Origin of the sequence: Burkholderia sp. BE12 (assembly GCF_002959955.1) — a bacterium.
Lineage (GTDB): Bacteria > Pseudomonadota > Gammaproteobacteria > Burkholderiales > Burkholderiaceae > Burkholderia.
Map to the genome: position 1 here is coordinate 115,220 of NZ_PREY01000015.1, position 23,446 is coordinate 138,665.

The following is a 23,446-nucleotide window of genomic DNA, read 5'->3' on the forward strand; positions in this document are numbered from 1 at the left end:
CAATTCAATGAAGACGATTGCTGAAATCGTGAAGCTGGGCCCGGTCATCCCGGTGCTCGCATTCGACTCGGTCGAGCAGGGCGAAAACGTGTCGCGGGCATTGCACGCGGGCGGCGTGAAGGTGCTCGAGATCACGCTGCGCACGCCGGCGGGCCTGGAGGCGATCCAGCGCGCGAGCCAGCTCGCGGACGACATCGTCGTCGGCGTCGGCACGATCACGAAGCCCGAGCACTGCGCGCAGGCCAAGCGCGCGGGCGCGAAATTCGGCGTATCGCCGGGCCTGACGAAGGACCTGCATCTCGCGTCGCTCGACGCCGGCCTGCCGCTGCTGCCGGGCGTGATGACGCCGAGCGACATCATCCAGGCGCTCGAATTCGGCTACGACATCGTGAAGTTCTTCCCCGCGCAGCAGGCGGGCGGCGTGCCGATGCTGCAGGCGTTCCACGGTCCGTTCCCGGCGCTGAAGTTCTGCCCGACCGGCGGCATCACGGTCGACACCGCGCCGAACTTCCTGAAACTGCCGAACGTCGTGTGCGTCGGCGGCTCGTGGCTCACGCCGAAGGCCGCACTCGCCGCGCAGGATTGGGCCGAAGTCACGCGCCTCGCGCAAGCGGCGAGCCAGCTGCCCCGTTAAAACTTGTACGAAATGACGAATTGACCCTCGGGATACAGGCGCTTAGTGCTTGTTTTACCGAGGGTTTTTGCTGATGGAACCGGTTCTATCCGCGGATCGCAAAGATAAGTAAAATTCAGCGTCCTGACGGGGGGTACCCCCGTGTTTCGGAGACCTGCATAGCCGGGCATACTCGCAACGACTCGCCCGGTTTCGAACAATTCTAGGAGGAGTGCCACATGGGGGCCGTACAAGGCAGCATGCTGCTCGTATTCACGCTGATCGCGATTGCCGCGCTGATCCTGATGATCGCGCGCTACAAGATCTACCCGTTCCTGGTGCTGATCATCGTTTCGCTCGGCCTCGGTCTCGTCGTCGGCATGCCGATGGACAAGATCGTCAAGTCGTTCGAAACGGGTACCGGCGGCACGCTCGGCCACATTGCGATCGTCGTCGGCCTCGGCACGATGCTCGGCAAGATGATGGCCGAATCGGGCGGCGCCGAACGGATCGCGACCACGCTGATCGACTGGTTCGGTGAAAAGAACATCCACTGGGCGATGATGTTCGTCGCGATCATCGTCGGCCTGCCGGTGTTCTTCGAAGTCGGCTTCGTGCTGCTGATCCCGATCGCGTTCAACGTCGCGAAGCGCACCGGCAAGTCGCTGCTCGTCGTCGGCCTGCCGATGGTGGCCGGCCTGTCGGTCGTGCACGGGCTGATCCCGCCGCACCCGGCCGCGCTGCTGGCCGTCCAGCAATACGGCGCCGATATCGGCAAGACGATCGCCTTCGGTCTGATCGTCGGCGTGCCGACCGCGATCATCGCGGGTCCGCTGTTCGCGCTGACGATCTCGAAGTTCGTGAAGCTGCCGGAAAACAACCCGCTCGCATCGCAATTCGTCGATTCGAATGCTGAGGGCCGCAAGCGCGAACTGCCGAGCTTCGGCATCACGCTGTTCACGATCCTGCTGCCCGTCGTGCTGATGCTCATCGGCAGCTGGGCCGACCTGGTGTTCGCGCCGAAGTCGCTGCCGAACAACCTGCTGCGCTTTGCCGGCAACTCGGACGTCGCGCTGCTGATCGCCGTGCTCGTGAGCTTCTTCACGTTCGGCAAGCTGCAGGGCTTCAACCGCGACCAGATCCAGAAGTTCTGCGGCGAGTGCCTGGCGCCGATCGCCGGCATCACGCTGATCGTCGGCGCGGGCGGCGGCTTCGGCGGCGTCCTGCGCGACAGCGGCATCTCGCAGCAGATCGTCGAGACCGCGAAGCACGCGCACCTGTCGCCGCTGCTGCTCGGCTGGTTCGTCGCGGCGCTGATGCGTCTCGCGACGGGTTCGGCGACGGTCGCGATGACGACGGCCTGCGGCATCGTCGCGCCGATCGCGGCGGCGGCCGGCACGACGGTCAGCCCGGAGCTGCTGGTGCTCGCGACGGGCTCGGGCTCGCTGATCTTCTCGCACGTGAACGACGGCGGTTTCTGGCTGATCAAGGAATACTTCGGGATGACGGTCGGTCAGACGTTCAAGACCTGGTCGCTGCTTGAAACCATCATCTCGGTGCTGGGTCTCAGTTTCACGTTGCTGCTGAGCATGGTTCTGTAACAAGGGGTAGTCAATGATTCTGATCGCAATGGGCGTGTCGGGCGCCGGCAAGTCGCTGATCGGCGAAATGCTGGCGGAACGCCTGTCGTGCAGCTATACCGACGGCGACGCGTTTCACAGCGCGGCGAACAAGGAAAAGATGCACCACGGCATTCCGCTGACCGATGAAGACCGCTGGCCGTGGCTGCGCACGATCCGCGCGGCCATCGAGGAAAAGCAGCGCGCGGGCGAGACGGCCGTGTTCACGTGCTCGTCGCTGAAGCGTTCGTACCGCGACGTGCTGCGCGGCACCGATACCGACGTGCGGTTCGTGTATCTGAAGGGCTCGTTCGAGGTGTTGCAAGAGCGCCTGAAGAGCCGCACCGGCCATTTCTTCGATCCGTCGCTGCTGAAAAGCCAGCTCGACACGCTCGAGGAGCCGGGCCCGGACGAAGCGATCGAGGTCAGCATCGAGCTGACGCCCGAGCAGATCGTCGATCAGGTCATGCTGAAGATCGGCCTCGCGCACTCGCACTGAGCGCGTTCGCGGTCATCGTCATGGAAAAGGCGCCTTCGGGCGCCTTTTTCGTTGGCGGGGCGTACGCGGGTCAGGCCGTCCGCGCGCGTTGCGCGATGCCGTCGAGCAGCACGTCGAGCATCGTGTCGTGCACGACGGCCGGATCGAGCCGCGCATAGAGCGGGGCGGCCGATTTGACGAGCGGATGCCCGGCGTCGGACAGCGCGTGCATTTCCGCGAGCTCGACATCGTTCGCGGCGCGCGTGAGGCCGCCCGCCTCGGCGGCGGCGAGGCCGATCACGCTCGCGTACCAGCCGACGCATACCGACGGCAGCGCCGCGCGCGGGATGCCGGCGTCGGTCAGTGCGCGATGCACGGCCTCGATGTGCGCGAGATCGGCCGGCCCCGTGCTCATGTGCCGCTGCAGCAGCGCGAACGCGGCCGGGTAGCGCAGCGCGAGCGCGCGGTACTGGCGCGCGAGGTCGCGCAGCCGTTCGCGCCACGGCTGCGACGGATCGACCGGCACGAGCGAGCGCGACAGCGCATTCGCGATCGCGCGGCTCAAGCCCTCCTTCGACTTGAAGTGATACAGCACGCTCATCGGGTCGCAGCCGACCGTTTGCGCGAGCTTGCGCACGCTGAACGCGGTTTCGCCGACGTCTTCGAGCAGCGCGAGCGCGGCGGCGACGATCGCGTCCTTGTCGAGACCGCGCGGGCCTTGGGCGGGTTTGTCTGTCATCGAGGCGGGCCGGCAGGCCGGCATGGCGCCGGCTGTAAACTTGACGAAAGCTTATTCTACACTGTAGAATTATTTCTGCGGTGTAGAAATTGGGTGTCCCGGCACCTTTCAATACGTGCTTTCGCACAGTCCGGGATCCAGGCGGCACGAGCGTGCCCGCCGTCAACACGGGCCCTCGCGCCTCTTTTCTCGTTGACTCCCATGTGGAACCGGCTGCCCCACCCGCGAAGCCAGAAGGCTCATCGACAGGCGGCCCCATCATGCAAGGTCAATCATGACGTCCGATAACAAACCCCTGATCCAGGGCGAAGCGCGTTTCGAGCAAACGCAACTGAACATCGAAAAAGACAACTGGAACTGGTGCGACCCGGCCCGCTACGACGGCGAGCGTCCGGCCAACTGGTACGAGGCGTCGCTGTCGCGCCATGAAAACGGCGCGCCGCTGACGCGCGACGCCGTCTGCGACGTGCTCGTGATCGGCGCGGGCCTGCTCGGCGCATCGGCGGCGCTGCATCTCGCGCAAGCGGGCGTCGACACGATCCTCGTCGACAAGCATCACGTCGGCTCGGCCGCGTCGGGCCGCAACGGCGGGCAGCTGACGCCCGGCCTCGCGCGCTGGGAAGCCGCCGACATGATCGACCACCTGTCGCACGCCGATGCGAAGCGGCTGTGGCGCTTCGCATCGGCCGAGTCGATGGGCCTCATCGACGAGATCGGCGCGCGTTACGCGCTCGATCTCGACCGCAAGCGCGGCCACGTCACGGCGGCGGTTCACCCCGGCCACATGAGCGCGCTGCTCGACGGCGCGGATGCGCGCCGCCATCTCGGCGATGCGGGCGTGACGCTCGTCGGCCGCCATCAGCTGCACGACGAATACGTGCGCTCGGGGCTGTATCACGGCGCGGCGATCGACGCGCTCGGCGGCCAGATTCACCCGCTCGCGCTGGTGCGCGGCATGGTGCACGGCTTCCGGCTGAACGGCGGCGCGCTGTTCGAGGGTACCGAGGTGCTCGAGCTCGAGGAGACGCCCGCGGGCGTCGTCGCGACGACGCCGGGCGGCACGATCACCGCGCGCCGCGGCGTCGTGCTCGCGCTGCACAACACGACGTTCCGGCTGCTCGACGACGGCGCGGGGACCACGGTGCCGTTCTTTACGTACGTGAGCGTGACGGCGCCGCTCGACGTCGACGTCGCGACGTTGATGCCGGCCGGCATGCCGGTGTACGACACGCAGTTCCAGATCGACTACTACCGGCCGGTGCGCGGCAACCGCCTGCTGTTCGGCGGGCAGGGCACCGGCAGTTGCTGGGCGCAGCCCGACGTCAACGCGTATCTGCTGACTCGCCTGAACACGGTGTTTCCGCAGGCGGACGGCAGCTTCGCGCTCGACTACTGCTGGAGCGGCGTCAGCGATTTCACGCTGAACGGCGCCACCGACAGCCGCAAGACCGACGGTCGCGTGCCGATGTACATGGTGCAGGGCTGGAGCGGCCACGGCGTCGCGCAGACGGTGCGGATCGGCCAGGCGATCTGCGACGATTTCGTCGGCCGCAACGATGATTTCTCGATGCTCACGGGCATCGACCATCGCGCGATTCCGCTCGGCCGGCAGTTGTCGCCGATCGCGATCCCGGCCGCGAAGGCCGCGATGAGCGTGATGAGCGCGCTCAACCCGGGCCGGATGATTTCGTTCTGATCTTCGCCCCGCGCGCGCCCATGAAAAAACCCGATGCGATTGCTCGCATCGGGTTTTTTGTCGGGCGACGGTGGTGCTTATGCGATCCGCTTCGCGAGTTCGACGGCCTTGCCGATGTACGATGCCGGCGTCATCGCGAGCAGGCGGTCCTTCGCGTCCTGCGGGATCGCGAGCGTGCCGACGAATTCCTGCAGCGCTTCGCGCGTGATGCCCTTGCCGCGCGTCAGCTCCTTCAGCTGCTCGTACGGGTTCTCGATGCCGTAGCGGCGCATCACCGTCTGCACCGGCTCCGCGAGCACTTCCCAGCAGTTGTCGAGATCGTCGTTCAGGCGCTGCGGGTTCACTTCGAGTTTGTCGAGGCCGCGGATCAGCGAATCGTACGCGAGCAGCGAGTAGCCGAGCGCGACGCCCATGTTGCGCAGCACCGTCGAGTCGGTCAGGTCGCGCTGCCAGCGCGACACCGGCAGCTTGTCGGCGAGGTGGCGCAGCGTCGCGTTCGCGAGGCCGAGGTTGCCTTCCGAGTTCTCGAAGTCGATCGGGTTGACCTTGTGCGGCATCGTCGACGAGCCGATTTCGCCGGCCTTCGTCTTCTGCTTGAAGTAGCCCACCGAGATGTAGCCCCACACGTCGCGGTCGAGATCGAGCAGGATCGTGTTCGCGCGCGCGACGGCGTCGAACAGCTCGGCCATGTAGTCGTGCGGCTCGATCTGGATCGTGTACGGGTTGAACGTGAGCTTCAGGCGGTTTTCGATCACGTCGCGCGAGAACGCTTCCCAGTCAAATTCCGGATACGCGGAAAGATGCGCGTTGAAGTTGCCGACCGCCCCGTTCATCTTGCCGAGGATCTCGACCTTCTCGATGCGCGCGATCGCGCGGGCGAGGCGGGCGGCGACGTTCGCGAGTTCCTTGCCGAGCGTCGTCGGGCTGGCCGGCTGGCCGTGCGTGCGCGACAGCATCGGCTGTTCGGCGTGTGCGTGCGCGAGTGCGACGAGGCGCTGGTAGACCGTGCGCAGCGCCGGCAGGATCACGTGTTCGCGCGCGCCGGCGAGCATCATCCCGTGCGACGTGTTGTTGATGTCCTCGGACGTGCACGCGAAGTGGATGAATTCGCTGGCCTTCTCGAGTTCGGCCTGGCCCTTCACCGATTCCTTCAGCCAGTATTCGACGGCCTTCACGTCGTGGTTCGTCACGCGCTCGATTTCCTTGATGCGCGCGGCGTCGTGCGCGGTGAAGCGCTCGGCGAGCTGCAGCAGGAACTGCTCGGACGCTTCCGAGAAGCGCGGGACTTCCGCGAAGCCGGCGCGCGACAGCGCGATCAGCCAGTGCACCTCGACGGTGACGCGGTGGCGCATGAAGGCGGCTTCGGAGAGCCAGTCGCGCAGCGCTTCGGTCTTGCTGGCGTAGCGGCCGTCGATGGGCGAGAGCGCGGTGAGGGCGAAAAGCGTATCGGGACGAGTGTCGGACATGATCGGGCGGGGCCTTGAGGCCGGGTCGAGCGAGGGGAGGGAATCCGGTATTTTACCATCGGCGCGGGACGATTCCGGCCGAACCGGTCCGGTGCGCGGGCGCCACGGGCGAGCGATGCGCGGGCGGCGCGCGAATGGCCAGCCGGCAGGCGCTCGCGCCGGCTCGTCGGGCCGCCGGCCGGGCCGCCGGCGCGGCCTGCCCGCCGGTAGAATGCAGGCTTCTTCCCGACCGCCGCCCGCCGCGCCCGCCCGCATGGAACTGAAATGGCTCGAAGACTTCGTCTCGCTCGCGGAAACGCGCAGCTTTAGCCGGTCCGCCGAGCTGCGGCACGTGTCGCAGCCGGCGTTTTCGCGGCGCATCCAGGCGCTCGAGGCGTGGCTCGCGACCGAGCTGATCGATCGCTCGGTCTATCCGACCCGGCTCACGCAGGCCGGGCAGATCTTCTACGAGCAGGCGCTGACGATGCTGTCGCAGGCGCACGAGGCAAGGACGCTGCTGCGCGGCCACGTCGGCGCGCCGGTGCCGACGATCGAATTCGCGGTGCCGCACACGCTGTCGCTCACGTATTTCCCGCGCTGGCTCGAGCGGATCGAGGCGAAGATGGGCCAGGTTCACACGCGGCTGCGCGCGCTGAACGTGCACGACGCGGTGCTATCGCTCGTCGAGGGCGGCTGCGACCTCGTGATGGGCTACCACCACCCGAGCCACCCGGTCGCGCTCGACCCGGCTCGCTACGACATGCTGATTCTCGGCAGCGAGCCGATCAGCCCGTTCTCGGCGCCCGGCCGCGCGGGCCGGCCGCGCCATACGCTGCCGGGCGCGGCCGACGCGCGCGTGCCGTATCTGTCGTATACGCCGAACGCGTATCTCGGCCGGATGACCGAAGTCATCATCGCGAACGCGCCGACGCGGCTGTTCCTCGATCGCGTGTACGAAACCGACATGGCCGAAGGGCTGAAAGCGATGGCGCTTGCGGGCCACGGCGTCGCGTTCCTGCCGCACAGCGCGGTCGACGATGCGGTCGCGGGCGGCCGGCTGATCCGGCTCGACCGGTCGGCGCGCGGCGGCGGCGCGCATCCGTTCACGTTGACGATGGAGATCCGGCTGTACTGCGACAAGCTCGCGCTGCAGGGCGACGATCCGCGCCAGAAGCTCGTGCGCGCGCTGTGGGAGGTCGTGCGCGACGAACTGCGCGAGGCCTCCGGCGATACCGCCGGTTAACCGCCGACGGTTAATCCGGCGCCGATCGGCCGGCCGGCTGACGGCGGCCTTGCAGCGCCTGTCGGACGGCTGTCCGCCGGCCGGCCCGCGCGCTGGCCAACCGATTTTTCACGAACGCGATGCCCGGCGGATCGCGGGCGTTCTTGCGCAAATCGACCGCGATTTTGCGAAAAATCGCGATCATGCAAGAAACGCATAATCGAATAAACAAACGGCATTGGATAAAAAAAACGGCTTTTTCGACAATGTGCGCAATCCGTTGAACGTTGGAGCATCCATGTCTTCGCAACAGCAGTCCATCCCGTCCTACCTGCACGCCGACGATCTCGGCCCGTGGGGCAACTATCTTCGGCAGGTCGATCGCGTCGCGCCGTACCTCGGTTCGCTGTCGCGCTGGCTCGAAACGCTGAAGCGCCCGAAGCGCATCCTGATCGTCGACTGCCCCATCGAGCTCGACAACGGCACCGTCGCGCACTTCGAGGGCTATCGCGTGCAGCACAACGTGTCGCGCGGCCCGGGCAAGGGCGGCGTGCGCTACCACCAGGACGTGACGCTGTCGGAAGTGATGGCGCTGTCGGCATGGATGTCCGTGAAGAACGCGGCCGTGAACGTGCCGTACGGCGGCGCGAAGGGCGGCATCCGCGTCGACCCGCGCAAGCTGTCGCGCGGTGAGCTCGAGCGCGTGACGCGTCGCTACACCAGCGAAATCGGCATCATCATCGGCCCGAACACCGACATTCCGGCGCCGGACGTCAACACCAACGAACAGGTGATGGCGTGGATGATGGACACCTACTCGATGAACCAGGGCCAGACGTCGACCGGCGTCGTGACCGGCAAGCCGATCGCGCTCGGCGGCTCGCTCGGCCGCAAGGAAGCGACGGGCCGCGGCGTGTTCGTCGTCGGCTGCGAAGCGGCGAAGAAGAAGGGCCTGGAAATCGAAGGCGCGCGCATCGCGGTGCAGGGCTTCGGCAACGTCGGCGGCATCGCGGCGAAGCTGTTCCAGGAAGCGGGCGCGAAGGTGATCGCGGTGCAGGATCACACGGGCACGATCTACCAGCCGGCCGGCCTCGATTCGAACAAGCTGCTCGACCACGTCGCACGCACGGGCGGCGTCGCGGGCTTCGAAGGCGCCGAGCCGATGCCGAACGACGAGTTCTGGACGGTCGAGACCGACATCCTGATCCCGGCGGCGCTGGAAAACCAGATCACCGAGAAGAACGCGGCGAAGATCCGCACGAAGATCATCGTCGAAGGCGCGAACGGCCCGACGACGACGGCGGCCGACGACATCCTGAGCGCGAACGGCGTGCTCGTGATCCCCGACGTGATCGCGAACGCAGGCGGCGTGACCGTGTCGTACTTCGAGTGGGTGCAGGATTTCTCGAGCTTCTTCTGGACGGAAGACGAGATCAACCACCGTCTCGAGCGCGTGATGCGCGAAGCGTTCGCCGGCGTGTGGGCGGTCGCGGAAGAGCACAAGGTGACGGTGCGTACGGCGGCGTTCATCGTCGCGTGCAAGCGCATCCTGATGGCGCGCGAAATGCGCGGCCTCTATCCCTGATCGTAGATGATGATCGATTCATGACGCAATCCACCCGATTGGGGATATGAACCCTCGCGGGCGATGCCGGATCCGGCATCGCCCGCGCGCGCATTCGGCGTGCCCGGAGCCGGGAGGACGGCTCCGCACAGGGCGATTCGTAGTGCGGTAAACAACCAGTACTTTCAAAAATATTACTTTGATACACTGGCGCGGGTTTTAGCCAAGGAGATGACCAAAAATGAAATACCACAAGGCAGTCCTGATGGTGGCGGCGCTTTGCGCGTTCGCAAGCGGCGCGCACGCTCAGGAGACGGGCACGCTGAAGAAGATCAAGGACACGGGCGTGATCGCGCTGGGCCACCGCGAATCGTCGATTCCGTTCTCCTACTATGACCAGAACCAGCAGGTGGTCGGCTATTCGCGCGACTTCCAGCTGAAGGTCGTGGACGCGGTGAAGAAGAAGCTGAATCTGCCGAACCTGCAGGTGAAGAACATCCCCGTCACGTCGCAGAACCGTATTCCGCTGGTACAGAACGGCACGGTCGACATCGAGTGCGGCTCGACGACCAACAACGTCGAGCGTCAGCAGCAGGCCGCGTTCTCCGACACGATCTTCGTGATCGGCACGCGCCTGATGACGAAGAAGGATTCCGGCGTCAAGGATTTCGCCGACCTGAAGGGCAAGACGGTCGTGACGACTGCCGGCACGACGTCGGAGCGCCTGCTGCGCAAGATGAACAACGACAAGCAGCTCGGCATGAGCATCATCAGCGCGAAGGATCACGGCGATTCGTTCAACACGCTGGAATCGGGCCGCGCGGTCGCGTTCATGATGGATGACGCGCTGCTCGCGGGCGAGCGCGCGAAGGCGAAGCAGCCGGGCGAGTGGGTGATCGTCGGCACGCCGCAATCGGAAGAGGCTTACGGCTGCATGATGCGCAAGGGCGACACCGACTTCAAGAAGGTCGTCGACGACGCGATCTCGCAAGTCGAGAAGTCGGGCGAAGCAGCGAAGATCTACGCGAAGTGGTTCGAGAACCCGATCCCGCCGAAGGGGCTGAACCTGAACTTCCCGCTGTCCGAGTCGATGAAGAAGCTGTACGCGAACCCGAACGACAAGGCGCTCGACTGACCACACTGCCGTTGATGCAGAAATGACGCTCATGAGACGGAAGAGGCCATGCTTCTTCCGTTTCTTTTTGCTGGAGTCTTGCCCATGTCTTACCACTGGAACTGGGGCATCTTCCTGAGCCCCGTGTCGACCGGCGAGCCGACGACTTATTTCGGATGGCTGGTGTCCGGCTTCTGGGTGACGGTCGAAGTGTCGCTCGCCGCCTGGGTCATCGCGCTGATCGTCGGATCGCTGTTCGGCGTGCTGCGCACCGTGCCGAACAAATGGCTGGCCGCGATCGGCACCGTCTACGTGTCGATCTTCCGGAACATTCCGCTGATCGTGCAGTTCTTCGTCTGGTATCTCGTGATACCCGAGCTGCTGCCCGCGTCGATCGGCACCTGGATCAAGCAGTTGCCGCCCGGCACGCAGTTCTTTACCGCGTCGATCATCTGTCTCGGCCTGTTCACGGGCGCGCGCGTGTGCGAACAGGTGCGCTCGGGGATCAACGCGCTGCCGAAGGGCCAGCGCGCGGCCGGCCTCGCGATGGGCTTCACGCAATGGCAGACGTATCGCTACGTGCTGCTGCCCGTGGCGTACCGGATCATCGTGCCGCCGCTTACGTCGGAATTCCTGAACATCTTCAAGAACTCCGCCGTCGCGTCGACGATCGGCCTGCTCGATCTGTCCGCGCAGGCGCGCCAGCTCGTCGACTACACCGCGCAGACCTACGAGTCGTTCATCGCGGTCACGCTCGCCTACGTGCTGATCAACCTCGTCGTGATGGCGTTCATGCGCTGGATCGAAGGCCGTACGCGGCTGCCCGGCTATATCGGAGGCAAGTGATGCATCAGTTCGACTGGAGTAGTATTCCCGGCGCGCTGCCGACGCTGTGGTCGGGCGCGATCGTCACGTTCAAGATCACGCTGATCGCGATCGTGGTCGGGATCGTCTGGGGCACGGTGCTGGCGCTGCTGCGGCTGTCCGGCGTGAAGCCGCTCGCGTGGTTCGCGAAAGCGTACGTGACGGTGTTTCGCTCGATCCCGCTCGTGATGGTGCTGCTGTGGTTCTTCCTGATCGTGCCGCAGCTGCTGCAGGGCGTGCTCGGGCTGTCGCCGACGATCGACATCCGCCTCGCGTCGGCAATGGTCGCGTTCTCGTTGTTCGAAGCCGCGTATTATTCCGAGATCATCCGCGCCGGCATCCAGTCGGTGCCGCGCGGGCAGGTGAATGCCGCGTTCGCGCTCGGGATGAACTACGCGCAGGCGATGCGCCTCGTGATCCTGCCGCAGGCGTTCCGCGCGATGGTGCCGCTGCTGCTCACGCAGGCGATCGTCCTGTTCCAGGATACGTCGCTCGTGTACGTGATCAGTCTCGCGGACTTCTTCCGCACGGCCGCCAACATCGGCGATCGCGACGGCACGACCGTCGAGATGGTCCTGTTCGCCGGCGCATGCTATTTCGTGATTTGCTCGTTGGCGTCTGTTCTCGTCAAGGGTCTCCAGAAAAAGGTCACACGATGATTTCCATCAAGAACGTTTCGAAGTGGTACGGCCAGTTCAAGGTCCTCACCGATTGCACGACCGAGGTCAAGAAAGGCGAAGTGGTCGTCGTGTGCGGCCCGTCGGGCTCCGGCAAGTCGACGCTGATCAAGACCGTGAACGGCCTGGAGCCGTTCCAGCAGGGCGAGATCCTCGTGAACGGCCAGTCGGTCGGCGACAAGAAGACGAACCTGTCGAAGCTGCGCTCGAAGGTCGGGATGGTGTTCCAGCATTTCGAGCTGTTCCCGCACCTGTCGATCACCGAGAACCTGACGCTCGCACAGATCAAGGTGCTCGGCCGCGGCAAGGACGAAGCGGCCGAGAAGGGCATGAAGCTGCTCGATCGCGTCGGCCTGAAGGCGCATGCGCACAAGTTTCCGGGCCAGCTGTCGGGCGGCCAGCAGCAGCGTGTCGCGATCGCGCGCGCGCTGTCGATGGACCCGATCGCGATGCTGTTCGACGAACCGACGTCCGCGCTCGATCCCGAGATGATCAACGAGGTGCTCGACGTGATGGTGCAACTCGCGAAGGAAGGGATGACGATGATGGTCGTCACGCACGAGATGGGCTTCGCGAAGAAGGTCGCCCATCGCGTGATCTTCATGGATCAGGGCGCGATCGTCGAGGACGACCGCAAGGAGGATTTCTTCGCGAATCCGAAGTCGGATCGCGCGAAGGACTTCCTCGCGAAGATTCTGCACTGAGCGCTCGCGCGTCCTGCGCGCACCCATGCAAAAACCGCCCGGCAAGTAGCCGGGCGGTTTTTTTTCGTCGGCCGCCGGGCGTTACCAGCTGTACCGGTAGCCGACCTGCCCGACGATCCCGCGCCGGTAATCGCCGCCGATGTTGCGCGCGATCTTCGCATTCGCGTACAGCTCGCCGGACTTGCCGAAGCCGGCCGTCACGCCGACGCCGAGCTCGTACCACGTGCGCCCGAGATGCGTCGCGAACGGCGTGCCGCCGACGACGGTCTGCCCCGGCGACAGGAAGTCGTGCAGCACGTCGGCCGTGAAGTACGGCGTCGCGGCGCCGCCGCCCGCGTCCGACTGGAGGTTCGGCCGGAAGATGCGCACGCCGACGCGGCCGCGCAACGCATTCGTCGTCGTGCCCGACACGGCCGACACGTTGTCGTTGAAGCCGTTCAGCTTCAGATACTGATACATCAACTGCGCCTGCGGCTCGACCGCGACCGGCAACGTGCCGATCGCGAACGGCTTGCCGACTTCCTGCGACAGCGCGACGCCGAAGCCGTTCTGCGACGCTTCGTTGCCGTAGCTGTCGCGATAGCGGTTGCCGTAGTGCGTGAGCTGTCCGACGCTGTCGAAGTAGGTGCCGTCGGACAGGTAGCGCGTCCAGTAGCCGCCGACGCTCTGCGCGTGCATCTCGACCGAGCCCGTCGACGTCGACAGGTCGGGCGAGCTCGCGCGCGCCATGTCGCTGAAGCTCGCATTCGACACGCCGATGCTGGCCGTGACGCCCGCATGCGTGCTGCCGGCGCCGTTCGGCGCCTGGTCGAGGGTCCAGTCCTTGCCGAACTGCGCGAAGAACGTGCGTTCGTCGGCCGAGAAGCGGCCCGCGTTCGCATCGAGGCTCTGGCCGCCGATGCGCCCCCACACGCCGTCGCGATTGCCGGGCTGCTGCTGCTCGACGTTGTAGATGTCGCCGACGCGCTCGTGCAGCCGGCCGAGCGTCGAGAAGCCGTAGTCGGCGTTCAGCAGCGGCGTCATCGCGTAGCCGGAGACGCCCGGACGATACGCGAGCGCGCCGCCGTTGCCGTTGCCATTCCCGTCGCTGCCGCCGTCGCCGCCGCCGGACGGGTGGATCGGGTCGCCGGGGTCGGTCTGGTCGAGTTGCGAACGCAGGTACCAGCCGTTCGCATCACTTTGCCCGCCGCGATAGAGTCGGTACTCATAGGCGCCGGCCTGTACCGGACCCGCGAGATGGAACGCCGACGCGGCGGTCGTGCCGCCGTTGGCCGTGACGACCACGGGAATCCCGTCGCCGGTCGTCCGCGCGCCGGTGCCGGCCGTGTTGGCGATCTTCAGGCCGGTCGTGCCGCTCGCCGCGCCGCCGTTCACGATCAGCCGGTCGGTCGGCGACGCGTCGGCGCCCAGATACGTGTTCAGCGCGATCGTGCCGCCATTGCCGACGTAGCCGCCGGTCGTCAGCGTCTTGTAGCTGCCGGTCAGCGTCGGCGAGCCGGTCGGCGCGGCGAACGCGACGAGGCCCGCGTTGCTCAGGCGGCTCACGACCGAGCTGCCCGTCATGCGCCACGTGCTCGTGCCGTCGATGGTCAGCGCGACCGGGTCGATCTTCCCGGTCAGCGTCGTGCCGTTCGCGAGGAACACGTTGCCGGTGCTCGACGCGTCGGAAACGATGTCGCCCGCGAGGTTCACCGCCGATGCGTCGAACGTGACCGTGCTGCCGTTCGTGAGGTTCAGCAGCGTGCCGTTGCCGGCCGTCACGACCGTGCCGTTGCGCACCGCGATGTTGGCCGTGCCGCCGCGCGCGGCGAAGGCCGGCCCGGTGGCGGACGTCACGCTGCCGCCGTCGACGAGTACCGAGCTGGCCGCGCCGTTCGCGAGCGTGTCCGACGTCAGCACGCCGGCCGTCGCGCCCGTGAGCGCCGTGCCGGTCAACGCGAGCACGCCGCCGCTGTTCGCGGTTGCGCCGTTGCCGGCCGCGCTGGCGAGCGACGACCCCGCATCGGCGATGCGGCCGCCGTTTTGCACGACGATGGCGTCGGCCGCGCCCCCCGATGTCGAAATTTTCGTGCCCGACAGCAGGGCCGTCGCGCCGGCGTCCATGACGATCGCATGGGCGTTCGTGCCGGTCGTCGCGACGGTCGTTCCATTGGCCGTGAGTGTGGAATCGGCCCCGGACACGAACAGGCCGCGCGCATCGGCGCCCGCCGTGCGGACGACCGTGGCCGCATCGGTCGCGATGCGCGCGCCCGCGCCGGTCGACGTCAGGCCGGCGGCGCCGTTGCCGGTCGTGGCGACCTGCGTGCCGGACAGCGCGATCGTTGCATTCGCACCGAGGTTGCGGATCCCGCTGCCCGACCCGCCGACCGCGATCGACGTCGCGCCGGCCGCGATACCGCCGCCCGCGACGGTCGAGTCGATCAGCACGCCGTCGGCGCTGCCGTTCGCGATGACGGTGCCGGCGCCCGATAGCGCGACCGATGCACCGGCCCCCGTCAGGCGCACGCCCGCGATGCCGTCGTCGGCTTCGATCGATCCCGCATTGGCGAGCGTGGCCGACGCACCCTGCACGAGCGCGCCCGTGCCGTTGGAGACCCGGATCGTCGACGCGTTGTTCACCGTGCCGAGCGTGCCGGCCACGACACCCGTCGAGCCGGCGCCGGTCAGCAACACCGTGCCGCGATTCTCGAGCGTGCCGAGGTTTTGCGCGATGAAGCCGGTCACGCCGGCGGTCGACGACGTGACGGCGGCATCGTTGGTCAGCGTCGTCGTGACCGGCGCGCCGGCATTCGCGCCGGCGAGATCGTGCGCCTGGCCGTCGACGATGCCCGCGGTCGCGCCGGCCGCGCTCAGGCCGATCGTCGCCCCGGCGTCGATCGTGCCCTTCGCGCCGCCTTCCACGGCGATCGCAACGCCGTTCGCGCCCTTGACGTTGTAGATCGCGTTGCCGGTCGACAACGTGGTGCCCGCGTCGGTCGCCAGTACGCCGCGCGCCCGCTGGCCGTTGACGTCGGTCGTCAGCGCGCCGGCCGCCGACGTACCCGCGTAGGCCGCGCCGCCGGCGACGCGGAACAGCGTCGAATCGTCGGTATCGACGCTCAGGTGCTGCGCGGCGACGTTGATCGTCGAGCCTGCGCCGTATGCATAGAAGCCGATCTGGTGGGTGCCGGACGTGAAGGCCGGCACGGCGTTCGCACCGACGTCGATCGTCGCGCCCGAACGCGCATGCACGCCGATCGCGCCGACGCCGGTCAGGTTGAGCGCACCGTCGATCGTGGCCTTCGCGAGCGGCCCCTCGGCCCAGACGCCGTAGTTGCGCGTGCCCGACGCGGGATCGAGACCGCCGGCCACGTTGATCGTGCCGGTCGACGTCGCGGCCGTCGCATGCGTGCCGGTCCCGACGACCATGATGCCGATGCCGTTTACGCCATTCAGCGTGATCGTGCCCGTGTTGGTCACGTCCGCCGCGGTGTCGGCGGCGAGCATGCCGACGTTGGCGAGCGGCGTGCCGGGCGCGGCGCCGTTGACGACGATCGCGCCCGCGTTGGTCAGCGTGCCGGCGGTCGACCCGATGCTCGCCAGCGCGGCGCCGTTCTGCATCTGCGCGCCGATCACGATCGTGCCGAGGTTGCTCGCGGTGCCCGACGCGCCGAGAAGAATGCCGTACGCGTGCGCGGACAGCGCGACGTCGTTCGCGGCTTCGGGCGACGCGGCGTCGTACTGCGCGGCGCGGCCGAGATAGATCGTGCCGCCGGCTTCGTTCGTGAAGCTGCCGCCGGCGACGAGGCCGCCGATCACCTGGCTGTCGAGCGTCGTCGCGTTGACGCCGACGTTGATCGTGCCGGCGTTCGACGCGCGCGCGCCGTCCGTGGCGGCGACCGCGTAGTTCTGCAGGTCGGGGCGCGTGCCGTTGAAGGTCCACGCGCCGACGTTCATCACGCCGTTGTTGACGAAAGTCGTGCCGGCGCCGTTCGCGTAGATGCCGCTGCCCTCGGTGTACGCGCCGAGGCTGAAGTTGTAGGGCAGCGCCGCGCCGCCCGTGTTGAAGTTGTCGCCGGCTGCGTAGCCGGACGAGATCACGCCGTTGTTCACGCCGCTCGCGCCGGTCAGCAGGCGCACGAGCGTGAAGTCGCCCGACAGCCGTCCGTCGTTGACGAAGTGCGCGCCGTTTTCGGCGAGGACCGCCGAGCTCGAATCGATCGTGTTGGTGCCGCGGAAGTCGATCTGGCCGTCCTTGCCGATGTGCAGCGTCGCGTTTGCGCCGGTGCCGTGCATGACCGTCAGGTAGTCCATCTGCAGCGTGTTCTTGTCGCCGGGCGACACGTTGTTCGCATACTCGAACGATTGCGTGGAGAACGTGACGGCCTGGCCGAATGCGTGGTCGTAGGCGGCCTGCGAGCCGAGTGCGCCGCTCTGGACCGAGCGCACGAGAAAAGTGTTGTACGCGGCGAGCGACGCGGCGTCAGTGACCGTCCATGCGCTGCCGTCGAAGGCCGTGAAAGTGCCTGCATACGCCGGCACGTCGAGCAGCACGTGGCTGACGGGGCCGCCGCTCGCGAGATAGTCGCCGGTGCCGAGCCAGACCTGGTTGCGCGAGTTCCAGTTGACGACGCTTTGCGCGGTGCCCGTGCCGTCCGCGACGAACAGGTCGGTCTGCTTCGGCGCCATCGTGATCGCGTTGCCGGCCGCCGTCGGCGCGCCCGCCGGATCGCCGATCGACACGTCGAGCGTGCCGCCGGAGCGATCGACGGTGCCGATCCGCGTGTTCACGTACTGGTTGCCGTTCACGTCGTGATAGACCGGCACGTTGGTCGAGCCGGCGCTCGATGCAGCGAACGCACCCGAATCATAGGTCGCGACCGACGTATGGCTGCCGGTGATCGAGTCGGGCGTGCTGACGCTGCGCGTCTTGCCGCCGATCGACAGCAGCGGCTGGTCGGGGTTGCCCGATACGACGGACGTGCTGCCGAGCGGCGTCAGCGTATAGCCCATGTCGCCGGTCGCGCCGGTCCAGGCACCCGTCAGGCCGACCCGGTCGCCGCCCGACACGGTCGTGGCGCCGGCCAGGTTGTCGTTGACCGTCGGGCTGAAGCTGTCCAGCGTGCAGGTGCCGCCGTTCGCGATTGCGGCGCCGCCGCCGCAGGTCGATGCGTGCGCGGCGCCGGCCGACAGAGCCGCCAGTGCGGCGCCGAGCGCCGCGACGCGAAGCGGCGACCGGCGCGTCGTTGCGCGCGTGGTGCGGCGGCTTGAACCCGATGCGCTGGCCGAGCGCTTGCCGCGCGCCCGGGTCGTTTCCGCAACCGCGACCCAGCAGCCGGCGGCCTCGCTCCATATCGATCGAAATGAGTGATTCACGACATACCCCTCTTTCTTCTTTTTGACGTGGCATTCGCCGCCATTCGGCGAATTCGCATTCCGCGGTGGGGAAATGATCCGAAGGGGCGTGCGGCGGCTGTGGCTGCGTGTCGCGCCAATCGTGTTTCGTTACACCGAGGATTGGCGCAGTCTACTGATTCCGGTGGCCGTCGATTATCGAGAAATGGGAAACTGTAATGATGCGAACCGTAATGCGCGGTATTTTTGATTTGTGTGGTTGATCGAACCGAAGGCCATGGTGGTGGCGGGCTCGGGAGGATTTTGTGAAGATCCAGAAGGGCTGCCGGAGTAGGTGGGATAGCGCACGGTTCCGGCGGACGGGGTGCGCTAAAATGCGGGTCCCGGATTTTATTGTTTTAATTGGTGGTTATTTTTCTTGTCTCGCCTTTTATTTATTTTCGCTTGTAAATTAATAAAATCAAGAAAATGTTGCGTGACGTCGATCGGTTGCGCCGGTGGTGGTCAAAATGAAACCGTATTGGCAGAAGCGGGGCGATTTGCGCTGATGACGGGCGCCGTCGGACGCGTCGTACGAAGCTCGCGCAGCAGGCAGTGAGCAGGAAGCGGCCGATGCCGCGCGTCAGAAATCGATCGCGTCGTCGGCATCGCCATCGGCCGCGGTGGCGAGCGCTTCGCGAACCACCGTGCGCGGCGCGGACGCCGACGCGTCGAGCGACGGGTTGCGCAGCTTCTCGAGCACGCGCTCGGGCACCGGAATCCGCATCCGCGCGGCGACGTCGCCGCACTGGAACATGATCAGCTCGCCCGGCTCGAATGCGGTCCAGACTTCGTTGTCGGTGAGCGGCTGCGTCGCGATCACCGCGACGCGATCCTCCGGCGTCGTGTATTTCGCGAAGTCGATCGACAGGTCTTCGTCGACGAGATGCGCGGTCGAGAACGGCCAGCGCCGCACGAGGTAGTGCAGCCGCGTCGAGCAGTGCGCGATGAGCGCCTGGCCATTCGACATCAGGAAGTTGAACACGCCGTGATCGGTGATGCCGCGCGTCAGCTCGCCGACGCGCTCGAACAGTTCGGGCAGCGGCGGCTGCGCGCCGGGAAAGGCCTCGCGCAGCCCCTGCATCAGCACGCAGAACGCCTGTTCGCTGTCGGTCGTGCCGACCGGATGGTAGACGCTGCCGTCCATGTCCGGCGCGTAGTCCTGCAGGTCGCCGTTATGCGCGAAGATCCAGTGCCGGCCCCACAGCTCGCGCATGAACGGATGGCTGTTCTCGAGCAGGATGTGCCCTTGCGTCGCCTTGCGGATGTGCGCGATCGTGTTCTTGGACTTGATCGGGTAGCGCTTCACCATTTCGGCGATCGGCGACGTGGCCGAGGCCTGGTGATCGATGAAGAGGCGACAGGCCTTGTCTTCGAAGAACGCGATGCCCCAGCCGTCGGCATGGTGATCGGTGAGCCCGCCCCGGGCCGCGAAACCTGTGAAGGAGAATGTGACGTCCGTCGGCGCGGCGCAGTTCATTCCAAGGAGTTGGCACATTTTACGTGGGGCGGCAGGCTGAAGCAGGGGGGTAACGAACCGGGCGAACCCCGGTACAATGCGGCTTCTAGCATATCACCGAGCCCTGAGCGGTAAAAAGCGGATTCCGCTGGCCAAAGGCCCCGTGTTGCGGTTTGCCGTCAGTCGGCCCCGCGCACGCGCGTTCCGGCCCCGCCGATGGCAAGCCCGTTCCTCACGACGCCTCCTATGACTGCCTCGAACGCTTCCTCCCCGGCGACGCTTTCGCTCGCCCGTCCCGACGACTGGCACCTGCACCTGCGAGACGGCGACATGCTCGCCGCCGTGCTGCCGCACACCGCCCGCCAGTTCGGCCGCGCCATCGTCATGCCGAACCTGAAGCCGCCGGTCACGACCACCGCGCAGGCGCAGGCCTATCGCGAGCGCATCCTCGCCGCGCTGCCGGCCGGGATGACGTTCGAACCGCTGATGACGCTGTACCTGACCGACAACACGCCGCCCGACGAAATCCGCCGCGCGCGCGAAAGCGGCTTCGTGCACGGCGTGAAGCTGTATCCGGCAGGCGCGACGACGAATTCCGACCACGGCGTCACCGATCTCGCGAAATGTGCGAAGACGCTCGAGGCGATGCAGGAAACCGGCATGCCGCTGCTCGTGCACGGCGAGGTGACCGATGCGTCGATCGACCTGTTCGACCGCGAGAAGGTGTTCATCGACCGCGTGATGACGCCGCTGCGCCGCGATTTCCCGGGCCTGAAGGTCGTGTTCGAGCACATCACGACGAAGGACGCGGCCGACTACGTGCGCGATGCCGACGCGGCGCCCGGCCTGCTCGGCGCGACGATCACCGCGCATCACCTGCTGTACAACCGCAACGCGCTGTTCGTCGGCGGGATTCGCCCGCATTACTACTGCCTGCCGGTGCTCAAGCGCGAGACTCATCGCGTGGCGCTGGTCGAGGCCGCGACGTCGGGCAACCCGCGCTTCTTCCTCGGCACCGACAGCGCGCCGCATGCGCGCGGCGCGAAGGAAACCGCGTGCGGCTGCGCGGGATGCTACACGGCGCTGCACGCGCTCGAGCTGTACGCGGAAGCGTTCGACACGGCTGGCGCGCTCGACAAGCTGGAAGGGTTCGCGAGCTTCTACGGCGCGGATTTCTACGGGCTGCCGCGCAGCGCCGAGACGGTCACGCTGCGCCGCGAGGCGTGGGAACTGCCGCGCGAGATCTTCGCGGGCGATACGCCGGTCGTGCCGCTGCGCGGCGGCGAAACGATCGGCTGGAAACTCGCGTGACCGGCGCGCCGCCGCGCGAACCCGGCCCTGCGGCTGGTCGCGCGACGGCGACGTTCGCGCGGATCGACTGGTCCGCGCCGTGGCTCGCGCATTACGCGGAGCCGGGCCGCGCGTGGCAGGCGGCCGCCCGTGCGGGCGAGGTCGCGCTGCTCGATGCGTTGAACGGTGCGTTGCGCGGCGGCGAGCGCGTCTCCGGTCGCGGCAGGCCGCTGCGCTTCGTGCCGCAGGCCGAGCTGCCGCCCGGCGTCGCGTACGAGACCCATATCGCGGGCACCGGCCGCGTACCGACCCGCCACAATCTTCACGATTTCTTCAATGCGCTCGTCTGGTTCGCGTATCCACGCATCAAGGCCGTGTTGAACGCGCGCCAGGCCGCCGCGATCGACGCGGCGGGGGGTGTCGGGCCCGTGCGCGGCACGCTGCGCGATGCGCTGACGCTATTCGACGAGAACGCCGCGCTGTTCGTGACGGCCGACCGTTCGCTTGCCGATGCGCTGCGCGGCTTCGACTGGCCGCGGCTGCTGGTGGCCGCGCGCGACGCGTGGGGCACGCGCTGCGAAGCGCGGCTGGTCGGCCATGCACTGCTCGAACAGCTCGTCGTGCCCTACAAGTCCTGCACCGCGCACGCGTGGATCGTCGAAGTGAGCGCCGACTATTTTTCATGGCCCGACGCGCAACGCAGCGCGCATGTCGACGCGCGAATCGCCGCCGAACTCGCGACGCGCGCGCTGACGAGCCGCGATTTCGCGCCGCTGCCGGTGCTCGGCGTGCCGGGCTGGTGCGCGGCGAACGCCGACGCCGCGTTCTACGACGATCCGGCCGTGTTTCGCCGCGGCCGCCGCTCGCGCGCTGCCGACGGCGGCGCGCAGTGCTAGAATGCGCGTCGCAAAGCAGGCCAGGCAGTCGCGGCCTCGCCGCCTTCGGGCGCGCGGGGGCGAGGAAAGTCCGGACTCCACAGGGCAGGGTGATGGCTAACGGCCATCCGTGGCGACACGCGGAACAGGGCAACAGAAAGCAAACCGCCGATGGCCCGGCGCAAGCCGGGATCAGGTAAGGGTGAAACGGTGCGGTAAGAGCGCACCGCGGCTGCGGCAACGTACGCCGGCACGGTAACCTCCACCCGGAGCAATTCCAAGTAGGCAGGCGCGCATTTTCGGATGCAGGACGGGGCCCCCGTCTCGTCTGCGGGTAGGAAGCTTGAGCGCGTCAGCAATGGCGCGCCTAGAGGAATGGCTGCCACGCGTTGCGTGCTTCGGCGCGCGGCGTGCACAGAATCCGGCTTATCGGCCTGCTTTGCCGTTCGAATGCGAAAGGGCCGGCGTCTCCTTGCGGAGCGCCGGCCCTTTTTTCTATGGGCGCGCGCCGTGTGTTCAGGCGGCGACGATATCGAACGAATGCGTGAGTTCGGCCGTCTTCGCGATCATGATCGACGCGGAGCAGTACTTGTCGTGCGACAGGTTGATCGCGCGCTCGACCGTGGCCGGGTTCAGATTGCGGCCGGTGACCGTGAAGTGGAAGTGCACCTTCGTGAACACCTTCGGATCCTCGCTCGCGCGCTCGGCCTTCAGCGCGACCGAGCAGCCGCTCACTTCCTGGCGGCTCTTCTTCAGGATCAGCACGACGTCATAGGCCGTGCAGCCGCCGGTGCCGAGCAGCACCATTTCCATCGGACGCGGCGCGAGGTTGTGGCCGCCGCCTTCGGGCGCGCCGTCCATCGTGACGAGATGCCCGCTGCCGGTCTCGGCGGAAAACGCCATGCCGTCCTGGCCCATCCAGCTTACTTTGCATTCCATGCTTGCACTCCAGCGTTGCCTGATTCGGATTCGATCCGGCATTGTAGCCCGCGGTGCAACGGTCGGCTGATGCGCTGCACGACGTGCAACGCCGGCGCGGTGCGAGCAGGGCGGCGAGCGGCGATTTCCCTGTCGAGTTTAGGGGTTTTGCTCTAGGGGAGGACGGTTTTAGGTCGTGTCCGACGTGATTATGTTTTTGATTTTAAACGACAATTCATTTTCGTAAGCTTGCTGGTCGAAATCTCATATCGTGGGATTTGATTTCGTAATGCAAATTTTCTTGTGAAGTCCGCAGGGCATTCGTATAATGAACCTCATTGGTTGTCGCGCTGCGGCAACCTCCGAATGTCTCCTCCACCCTCCTCCTAAGGTGGATTAAGCCCGAACCAGCCGTTCGGGCTTTTTTTCGTCCCATGCAAACATCGGCGCGCGGCTTGCGCGCGCCGGCACCGTCACGCGGGCTGTCGCGCGGCAGGCTGCGAGTTCGCGTCGGGCGGCGTGCCGCGCGAGCCGGCCTCGGGCATCGGCGCATGGGCGGCCGACGCGTGGCCGTGGCCGCGCGCGCAGAAGTGGCGGACGCGTTCGCGCACCGCGCGCAGGCGCGCGATGCGCTCTTCGGCGTGGGCGGTCCGGGCTTCGGCGATGCGCGCGTCGAGTGCGTCGAGCTTGGCTTCGCAGCCGGAGCGGGCGGCGACGGCGGGCGCCGCGGCGGCCAGCAGGGCGGCCGCGAGGAAGGGTGCAAGTCGTTGTTTCATCATGCTGATTTGTTGTTTTT

Annotated in this window: 19 protein-coding genes and 1 other RNA gene; 13 read left to right on the plus strand and 7 right to left on the minus strand. The window is 66.9% G+C overall.

Translation table 11 applies throughout. From position 1 onward, the window contains the following. Nucleotides 1-7: 7 nt before the first annotated feature. The 3 genes from eda to C4B30_RS18765 all read left to right on the plus strand — a co-directional run bounded on the left by eda (nt 8) and on the right by C4B30_RS18765 (nt 2,731). Nucleotides 8-634, plus strand: a complete 627-nt coding sequence (eda, locus tag C4B30_RS18750; RefSeq protein ID WP_027783544.1) for a bifunctional 4-hydroxy-2-oxoglutarate aldolase/2-dehydro-3-deoxy-phosphogluconate aldolase — start codon at nt 8-10, stop codon at nt 632-634. A 218-nt stretch (nt 635-852) separates the two neighbouring features. Then, entirely contained in the window at nt 853-2,214 is a 1,362-nt protein-coding gene (locus C4B30_RS18760; protein WP_027783545.1) for a GntP family permease, read from the plus strand. 13 nt (nt 2,215-2,227) lie between these two features. After that, complete coding sequence (locus C4B30_RS18765) at nt 2,228-2,731, plus strand: gluconokinase (RefSeq protein WP_027783546.1); 504 nt, start codon at nt 2,228-2,230, stop codon at nt 2,729-2,731. 70 nt (nt 2,732-2,801) lie between these two features. Here C4B30_RS18765 and C4B30_RS18770 read toward each other — a convergent pair whose 3' ends face one another. Beyond that, nucleotides 2,802-3,449, minus strand: coding sequence for a TetR/AcrR family transcriptional regulator (locus tag C4B30_RS18770; RefSeq protein WP_027783547.1), 648 nt, complete (start codon nt 3,447-3,449; stop codon nt 2,802-2,804). A gap of 274 nt (nt 3,450-3,723) precedes the next feature. Between C4B30_RS18770 and C4B30_RS18775 the strand changes: the two genes are divergently transcribed. Then, nucleotides 3,724-5,145, plus strand: coding sequence for an NAD(P)/FAD-dependent oxidoreductase (locus tag C4B30_RS18775; protein ID WP_027783548.1), 1,422 nt, complete (start codon nt 3,724-3,726; stop codon nt 5,143-5,145). 77 nt (nt 5,146-5,222) lie between these two features. Here C4B30_RS18775 and purB read toward each other — a convergent pair whose 3' ends face one another. Beyond that, nucleotides 5,223-6,611: an adenylosuccinate lyase gene (purB, locus tag C4B30_RS18780; RefSeq protein WP_027783549.1), complete on the minus strand. Its 1,389-nt coding sequence runs from the start codon at nt 6,609-6,611 to the stop codon at nt 5,223-5,225. A 253-nt stretch (nt 6,612-6,864) separates the two neighbouring features. Between purB and C4B30_RS18785 the strand changes: the two genes are divergently transcribed. Beyond that, entirely contained in the window at nt 6,865-7,833 is a 969-nt protein-coding gene (locus C4B30_RS18785; RefSeq protein ID WP_027783550.1) for a LysR substrate-binding domain-containing protein, read from the plus strand. Between the two features lie 10 nt (nt 7,834-7,843). Here C4B30_RS18785 and C4B30_RS18790 read toward each other — a convergent pair whose 3' ends face one another. Further along, nucleotides 7,844-8,017 (minus strand): hypothetical protein, encoded by a 174-nt coding sequence (locus C4B30_RS18790; RefSeq protein ID WP_155257341.1) that lies wholly within the window; start codon nt 8,015-8,017, stop codon nt 7,844-7,846. Nucleotides 8,018-8,110: 93 nt separating this feature from the next. Between C4B30_RS18790 and C4B30_RS18795 the strand changes: the two genes are divergently transcribed. From C4B30_RS18795 to C4B30_RS18815, 5 genes are all read left to right on the plus strand, one after another. Continuing rightward, nucleotides 8,111-9,397, plus strand: a complete 1,287-nt coding sequence (locus C4B30_RS18795; protein WP_027783551.1) for a Glu/Leu/Phe/Val family dehydrogenase — start codon at nt 8,111-8,113, stop codon at nt 9,395-9,397. A gap of 220 nt (nt 9,398-9,617) precedes the next feature. Then, complete coding sequence (locus C4B30_RS18800; protein ID WP_027783552.1) at nt 9,618-10,511, plus strand: glutamate/aspartate ABC transporter substrate-binding protein; 894 nt, start codon at nt 9,618-9,620, stop codon at nt 10,509-10,511. Nucleotides 10,512-10,595: 84 nt separating this feature from the next. Beyond that, entirely contained in the window at nt 10,596-11,336 is a 741-nt protein-coding gene (locus C4B30_RS18805; RefSeq protein ID WP_027783553.1) for an amino acid ABC transporter permease, read from the plus strand. Continuing rightward, nucleotides 11,336-12,013 (plus strand): glutamate/aspartate ABC transporter permease GltK, encoded by a 678-nt coding sequence (gltK, locus tag C4B30_RS18810; protein WP_027783554.1) that lies wholly within the window; start codon nt 11,336-11,338, stop codon nt 12,011-12,013. Before C4B30_RS18805 ends, gltK begins: the two co-directional genes overlap by 1 nt. Next, nucleotides 12,010-12,735 (plus strand): amino acid ABC transporter ATP-binding protein, encoded by a 726-nt coding sequence (locus C4B30_RS18815; protein ID WP_027783555.1) that lies wholly within the window; start codon nt 12,010-12,012, stop codon nt 12,733-12,735. Before gltK ends, C4B30_RS18815 begins: the two co-directional genes overlap by 4 nt. Nucleotides 12,736-12,816: 81 nt before the next feature. Here C4B30_RS18815 and C4B30_RS18820 read toward each other — a convergent pair whose 3' ends face one another. Continuing rightward, entirely contained in the window at nt 12,817-18,090 is a 5,274-nt protein-coding gene (locus tag C4B30_RS18820; RefSeq protein WP_105132793.1) for an autotransporter outer membrane beta-barrel domain-containing protein, read from the minus strand. A gap of 601 nt (nt 18,091-18,691) precedes the next feature. Beyond that, complete coding sequence (locus C4B30_RS18825; protein WP_027783557.1) at nt 18,692-19,606, minus strand: class II glutamine amidotransferase; 915 nt, start codon at nt 19,604-19,606, stop codon at nt 18,692-18,694. A gap of 207 nt (nt 19,607-19,813) precedes the next feature. On the opposite strand from C4B30_RS18825, the gene pyrC reads away from it, so the two are divergent. From pyrC to rnpB, 3 genes are all read left to right on the plus strand, one after another. Beyond that, a complete protein-coding gene (gene pyrC / locus C4B30_RS18830; protein WP_027783558.1) occupies nt 19,814-20,878 on the plus strand; it encodes a dihydroorotase in 1,065 nt (354 codons plus the stop codon). Further along, the gene (locus C4B30_RS18835) at nt 20,875-21,753 is read left to right on the plus strand and encodes a DUF3025 domain-containing protein (protein ID WP_027783559.1); all 879 of its coding nucleotides are present in this window, start codon (nt 20,875-20,877) and stop codon (nt 21,751-21,753) included. The genes pyrC and C4B30_RS18835 overlap by 4 nt, the downstream gene beginning before the upstream one ends. Nucleotides 21,754-21,765: 12 nt before the next feature. Next, nucleotides 21,766-22,177: RNase P RNA component class A (gene rnpB / locus C4B30_RS18840), an RNA gene on the plus strand. Between the two features lie 71 nt (nt 22,178-22,248). On the opposite strand, the gene C4B30_RS18845 is transcribed toward rnpB, so the two are convergent. Together C4B30_RS18845 and C4B30_RS18850 are read right to left on the minus strand one after the other, a co-directional pair. Further along, nucleotides 22,249-22,713, minus strand: coding sequence for an OsmC family protein (locus tag C4B30_RS18845; protein WP_080681310.1), 465 nt, complete (start codon nt 22,711-22,713; stop codon nt 22,249-22,251). A gap of 410 nt (nt 22,714-23,123) precedes the next feature. Next, nucleotides 23,124-23,429 (minus strand): DUF1090 family protein, encoded by a 306-nt coding sequence (locus C4B30_RS18850; protein ID WP_027783561.1) that lies wholly within the window; start codon nt 23,427-23,429, stop codon nt 23,124-23,126. Nucleotides 23,430-23,446 lie beyond the last annotated feature (17 nt).